Here is a 4,772-nt window from a genome sequence, read left to right on the forward strand (position 1 = left end):
CGGCAGGCCGGTGGCGGCGCGGACCGCCGCGGCCACCGCCGCCGGCGCGGTCACCGCCGGCACCGCGCTGACCGCCTTGGCCCCGAACGGGGCCACCACGTCGCGCTCCTCCAGCAGGGCGGCCACCCGGATCTCCGGGGTGTCCAGCGCGGTCGGCAGCCGGTATCCGGTGAGCGAGGGGTTGGCCAGCAGGCCGCCCTCGGTGCGGAGGTCCTCCAGCAGCGCCAGCCCGACGCCCTGGGCGACGCCCGCCTCGATCCGGTCCTCGATCTGCCGCGGGTTCAGCGCCCGGCCGACGTCCTGGGCCACCGTCACCTCGACCACCCGGACGGCGCCCAGTTCGATGTCCACGTCCACCACCGCGCGCATCGCGCAGAACGCGATGGAGACGAAGGCGTCACCCTGCCCCGCCTCGTCCAGCGGCTCGGTCGGGTGCGGGCGGCACTGCGCGGTCGCCCACAGCTCCTTGCCCTCCAGCGCCTCGGCCACCGGCATGCCGAGCACCCCGTCGTACGAGGTGATCTTGCCGTCGGCGATCTGCAGCAGCTCCGCCGACATCCCGAAGTTGGCCGCGATCGGCTGGAGCAGCTGGTGGCGGACCATCAGCGCGGCCCGCTCGACCGCGCCGCCGGACACCCAGGTGTGCCGGCCCCGGGCGGACGGCCCGGCCACCGACTGGTCGCTGTCGGCCGGCGCGATGTACACCTCGCCGACGCCCAGCACGCTCTGCACGATCTGCCGGGCCAGCGTGGCGAAGCCCTGGCCGGCGTCGACCGCGGCGCAGATCACCGTGGCGTGGTCGCCGCTGACCCGCACCGTCGCGGTGGCGACCTCGTCCTCGCCCTCGGCGCCCAGCATGTGCACCATGCCCAGCGCGTAGCCGATGCCGCGCCGCACCGCGGCCGGGTCCCCGGCGCCGCCCGGCCCGCCCGGCAGCAGCCACTCGGCGTCCGGGTCGTCGACCGGCAGCGCCGGCAGCGGTTCCCCGGCGACGGCCTCCAGCAGCGCGCCCACCGGGGCCGGGCAGGTGACGGCCTGTCCGGTGGGCAGCGGGTCGCCGGTCGCCATCACGTTGCGGCGGCGGATCTCCACCGGGTCGACGCCGACCCGGGCGGCCAGCTGGTCCAGCTGCGACTCGTAGGCGAAGCACGCCTGCAGCGCGCCCTCGCCGCGCATCCGGCCGGCCGGCGGGTTGTTGGTGCGCACCGCCCAGGCGTCCACGAAGACGTTGGGACAGTTGTACGGGCCGACCGAGAACGCGGCGGCGGCGGCCAGCGCCTCGGCCGAGACGTCCGCGTAGGCGCCGCCGTCCAGCAGGATCTGCGCCTCGACCTTCACCAGCCGGCCCTCGGCGTCCGCGTGGTGGCGGTAGCGCAGCAGCGCCGGGTGCCGCGAGGTGTGGGTCTGGAAGGACTCCTCGCGGGTGAGCGTCATCTTCACCGGGCGCCCGGTGCGCAGCGCCAGCAGCGCCAGGGTGACCTGGAAGGAGAGGTCCTCGCGGTCGGCGGTGGCGCCGGGCACGCCGGTGACCACCAGCCTGACCCGGTCCGGCTCCAGGCCCAGGCACGCGGCGGTGCGGTCGCGGTCGCCGTGCGGGTCGGTGGAGGACAGGTGCAGCTCGACCCCGCCGTCCGGGCGCGGCACGGCCAGGCCCGCCTCGGCGCCGAGCGGCGCCGGGTCCTGCCGGCCCACCTGGTACAGGCCCTCGACGACGACCTCGCCGGCCGCCTCCGGGTCGCCGGTGCGCAGCGGCAGGTGGCGGAAGAGGTTGCCGTCCGGGTGCAGCGGCGGGGCGGTGAAGGACTGCTCGGGGTCGGTGACGGCGTCCAGCGGCTCGTAGTCGACCGCGATCAGGCCGACCGCGAGCCGGGCGGTGTCGGGGTGGTCGGCGGCGACCGCGGCCACCGGCTCGCCGTGGTGGCGGACCACCCCGGCGGCGAGGACCGGCCGGTCGGCGACGATCGGTCCGGACGGCGCGCCGTCCGGCAGCCCGTCCGGGCCGGCCGGCAGGTCGGCGGCGGTGACCACGGCGTGCACGCCGGGCAGGGCCAGCGCGGCCGAGGTGTCGATGCCGCGGATCCGCGCGTGCGGGTGCGGAGAGCGCAGCACCGCGCCCCACAGCAGGCCCTCGGCCCACAGGTCGGCGGCGTACGGGTAGATGCCGAGCGCCTTGGGCAGGGCGTCGCTGCGCAGCGGGGAGCCGCCCAGCCCGAACGGCTCCGTCGTGCCGCCCGCGTCGCCGTCCTGCTGGAGTGCTGCGCCGATGTCGGTAGGCGACGTCATGATGCGTGGTCGTCCTCGGGGAGGCGGATGCCGTGGGCGGGGGTGGCGCCGTACGGGACGCCGGCGGGGGCGGCGCCCTCGGCCGGGACGCCGTGCGGGGGCGTGGGGACGTACGGCGTGCCGTGCGCGGGGGTGCCGGCGTCGTGGCCGGGCTGCTGCGGGTAGCCGGCGGCGTCGTAGCCCGGGAGCGGGGTGCCGTGCGCGGGGGTGCCGGCGGGCGGGGTCTCGTAGACCGGGCCGTCGTAGGCCTGGCCGTCGTAGGCCTGGCCCTCGTACACCGGGCCGTCGTGGACCGGGGCCCGGTCGTAGCCGGGCTGCTGCGGGTAGCCGCCCGCGCCGGGGTAGCCGTCGGCCCCGGGCAGGTAGGTGCCGTGCGCCGGGGTGGTGCCCGGGTACGGCTGCCGGCCGGGGTCGGGCTGGGCCGGGTGGAAGCCGGTGGACCCGGCGGCCGGCTGCGCCGGGACGTCCCGGATCGGGGCCAGCACGGTGGTGTCGTACACCCCGCTGTCGTAGCCGCCCGGACCGTCGGGGCTGCCGTACGGCGCGCCGGGGGCGGGGGCGGGCGGGGGGCCGGCCGGTTCGGCGGGCGGCTGCGGGACGTGCTCGATCCAGGCGTCGCCGTCCGTGTACACCGGCAGGTCGGCGGCGGTCGCCGGGTCGTCCGCGGGGTCCGCCGGGGTCGCGGCGGGCACCGGCGCGGGCACCGGCTCGGGGGCGTTGTCCGGGGCGGGGGCGGCCTTCGCGGCCCCCCCGGCGGCCGCCTCGTCCGCGGCCCCGGCCTCCGCCGCGCGCGCGTCGGCGACGCTCTGCACGGCGGCCAGCGCACCCCGGTAGCCGGTGCAGCGGCAGAGGTTCCCGCAGAGCGCCTGCCGCGCCTCGACCTCGGTGGGCCGGTGGTTGCGCTGGAGCAGGTCGTGCACGGCCATCGCCAGGCCGGGCACGCAGTAGCCGCACTGCACCGCGCCGGACTCGGCCAGTGCCTGCTGGACGTCGCTGGCCCCGCCGCCGGCCGACAGGCCCTCGACGGTGCTGATCTCGCTGTCCTGCGCCAGCGCGGCCGGAACCAGGCAGCCGGCCACCAGCTGCCCGTCGACCTGCACCGAGCAGGCCCCGCACTCGCCCTGCTCGCAGCCGTCCTTGGCGCCGGCCAGGCCGAGCCGCTCGCGCAGCACGTAGAGCAGGCTCTCGCCGATCCAGGCGTCGGTGACGGGCCGTTCGAAGCCGTTGACCCGCAGGGCGTACGAGGTGGTCGGCCGCAGCTCGCGGCTGACCTGCGGCGCGTGGTCGTGCGCGTGGTCGAGCAGCCCCGGGTCCAGGGCCTCGATGGGGTGGTCTGTGGTCACTTGAGCGCCCTTCCCAGTGCCCGGCGGGCCAGCACGGCTACGGTACGCCGCAACTGGACGGCGGCCGCGCTCGGCCCCTCGGTGACGGCCTCCCAGGCGCCCTCGGCGCCGTAGCCGTCGGGGACGCAGGCGGCGGCCACGTACTCGCCGAAGGCCGCGGTCGCGGCGGGGTCGATCTCCCGCGAGCCGTCCCAGTCGATGCAGCCGGCCACCCAGGCCTCGGCCTCCAGGGGCCGCAGCGGCACCGGGGCGACGGCGCCGACGGCGCAGCGCACGGCGCGCCGGGCCGGGTCGAGGACCAGGGCGACGGAGGCGGTGGCACGGGCCGGGCCGCTGCGGCCGGTGGCCTTCAGGAAGACCTGCGGGGCGTGCAGCAGCGGGACGCGCACCCAGGTGAGCAGTTCGCCGGGGCGCACCGGGTCGAGGCCGGTGAGCAGGTGGCTGACCGGGACCTCGCGGGTGGCGCCGGCCCGGGCGAGGGTGACGCTGGCCTCCAGCGCGGCGAGCACCGGGAGGGTGTCGCCGGCCGGGGCGGCGGTGGCGATGTTGCCGCCGAGGGTGCCGACGTTGCGCACCTGCGGCGGGCCGGCGGTGCGGGCCGCGTCGGCGAGCGCGGGGATGAGCGCGGCGAAGTCGGGGCGGTCCATCCGGGCGTGGGTGAGCCCGGCGCCCAGGACGGCGGTGCCGCCGTCCTCGTAGCGCCAGCCGCGGAGTTCGGTGATCCGGCCGAGGCCGACCAGCGCGGCCGGGCGCAGCCGCCCGGCGTTGACGGCTTCCATCAGGTCGGTGGCGCCGGCCACCGGCACCGCGGCCGGGTGAGCGGCCAGCGCTTCGACGGCCTCGTCGAGGGAGGCCGGCAGCATGATCGTCCGGTTCACCTGGGTCCCACCGTGCTCCACTTGCTCATCGATCGCCTGCCGCCGCGGCCCCTCGGCCGGGTGTCCGCTCCGGCAGCCCGGCCTGGCCCGTAGGGTACGGGCGATCGGGCCGGGTTGGGCAACTCTGGCACACAATGCTCGATGATCATTTCGGGACGGGCGAACGGTACTGCCCGATTGGGACCGATACCGGGCGGTATCCGACCAGGTCCGCGAAGGTCCGGGTCGGATGTTCATCTGTTCCTGACGTCCGGTGACCGCTCGGAAG

Annotated in this window: 3 protein-coding genes; all 3 read right to left on the reverse strand. The window is 77.6% G+C overall.

Annotated elements, in window-relative coordinates; translation table 11 throughout:
• Nucleotides 1-2,283 (reverse strand): xanthine dehydrogenase family protein molybdopterin-binding subunit (locus ACFU74_RS36115; RefSeq protein WP_380764365.1); only part of this gene is annotated, 2,283 nt, incomplete at its 3' end.
• Nucleotides 2,280-3,626 carry a 2Fe-2S iron-sulfur cluster-binding protein gene (locus ACFU74_RS36120; RefSeq protein WP_380764366.1) on the reverse strand — a complete coding sequence of 449 codons (1,347 nt, stop codon included), beginning with the start codon at nt 3,624-3,626 and terminating at the stop codon, nt 2,280-2,282. The genes ACFU74_RS36120 and ACFU74_RS36115, both read right to left, overlap by 4 nt.
• Nucleotides 3,623-4,489 carry an FAD binding domain-containing protein gene (locus tag ACFU74_RS36125; protein WP_380764367.1) on the reverse strand — a complete coding sequence of 289 codons (867 nt, stop codon included), beginning with the start codon at nt 4,487-4,489 and terminating at the stop codon, nt 3,623-3,625. The genes ACFU74_RS36120 and ACFU74_RS36125 overlap by 4 nt, the downstream gene beginning before the upstream one ends.
• Nucleotides 4,490-4,772: the final 283 nt, after the last annotated feature.

Source organism: Kitasatospora sp. NPDC057500 (assembly GCF_042802195.1).
GTDB lineage: Bacteria > Actinomycetota > Actinomycetes > Streptomycetales > Streptomycetaceae > Kitasatospora.

Coding starts and splice junctions, on each gene's coding strand:
- ACFU74_RS36125 (WP_380764367.1), bottom strand. CDS start 4,489: ATGCTGCCGGCCTCCCTCGACGAGGCCGTCGAAGCGCTGGCCGCTCAC.